The 1165-nt window shown below is 37.6% G+C and carries 1 protein-coding gene and 1 pseudogene; both read right to left on the bottom strand.

The features are described from left to right. Nucleotides 1-29: 29 nt before the first annotated feature. The gene (locus IGI58_RS18205) at nucleotides 30-764 is read right to left on the bottom strand and encodes a phage tail protein (RefSeq protein WP_429955523.1); all 735 of its coding nucleotides are present in this window, start codon (nucleotides 762-764) and stop codon (nucleotides 30-32) included. Next, nucleotides 754-1165: pseudogene (locus IGI58_RS18200) on the bottom strand (tape measure protein); the annotation flags it as partial. The gene IGI58_RS18205 and the pseudogene IGI58_RS18200, both read right to left, overlap by 11 nt.

Here is a 1165-nt window from a genome sequence, read left to right as displayed (position 1 = left end):
GGTTTCCCTTGGTTTATAAATGACTGGTGTCATATTTTTGTCCACCACCTCGGCATAATTTGTATTTTTTGGACGTCTCCGTTCCATGAAATCTTGTTTCTTCCTGTATTTAATAGTGGATAATCCCTAAACAGTGTCTTTTCATCCTGTGAGACTATTTCATCTTTGACCTTCTTATATGATTCTTCGATAGCAGAATCGATCAGGATTTCTTCATCTACCCCTTTTAGCTCGAAAACTTGATCATTAATGTAAAAAGAAATATCCCCCGAACCAAAGATATGAATCTTAGGTTTAGAAGGATATTTCTCTGTATTGATCAATATTTTTTTGTTTGTTTTCCATGAAAGACCGACCCGCGACATCTTAAACGGTCTAAGACTGATTGAGAAATCGAATGGAATCAAATTTCCATTTCTGCGCTGTCCGGTAAATTCCGGCGGAGAGGTTACAATCGCTTGATAAATGTAATGAGGATCATAATAAACTGTATAATCTGTATAGCTTCCCATATCAAGCCAGTAAGAGATTTCCTCTTCTAAAACGGACACCTCTTCCAGATTGACAGCTTTAGCATAACAAGAAATAGTTTGTTCGGTATTCTTATAATATTTGAAGTCCATGACGATAGAGTCGTTCCCCGGTCGTTCTCTCATTTCGATTACACGAGCAGCAGAAGGGCGTTTCGGACGTTCTCGCATATAAACATTACACTGTTCACTATGTTGATGATTGATTTTAAATTGTCCACGTTTAAGCTCCATTATATGCCCCTCCTTGTGGCGCTGTGTCATTATTTCTAACCATTTCAATATATTTCACTAGCTGTCTTGCCATTCCCATTAATTGTGATTCTGACATTTCACCAAGTGCTTGCAGATTAATGTTGAAAGTATCTCCTACAACATCAGTGGCGGCTTTACTGTCGCTTCGGTTCTTTTGATCAATTTTATCCGTACTATTAATAGTAGGAACTTTTGATTGAGCAGAAATTGATGGCAGTTCCACTGGAAAGTCAGTCATCTTTTTGACTGTATTGTCTAATGTACTTTGTTCTTGTTCGACACCTCTTACAACACCTAGTACGATGTTTTTACCGATCATGTCCCGCATCCAACGAGATGGTGAGTTTATTCCTAAATTCTTTTTGATTGTGTTCTTGATT

Origin of the sequence: Enterococcus sp. AZ020, assembly GCF_050499205.1 — a bacterium.
GTDB classification, from domain to species: domain Bacteria; phylum Bacillota; class Bacilli; order Lactobacillales; family Enterococcaceae; genus Enterococcus_L; species Enterococcus_L dunnyi.
This window is presented reverse-complemented; position numbering and strand designations above follow the sequence as displayed.

Excerpts from the sequence above, each read along its gene's own strand:
- IGI58_RS18205 (WP_429955523.1), bottom strand. The coding sequence starts at position 764 with ATGGAGCTTAAACGTGGACAATTTAAAATCAATCATCAACATAGTGAA.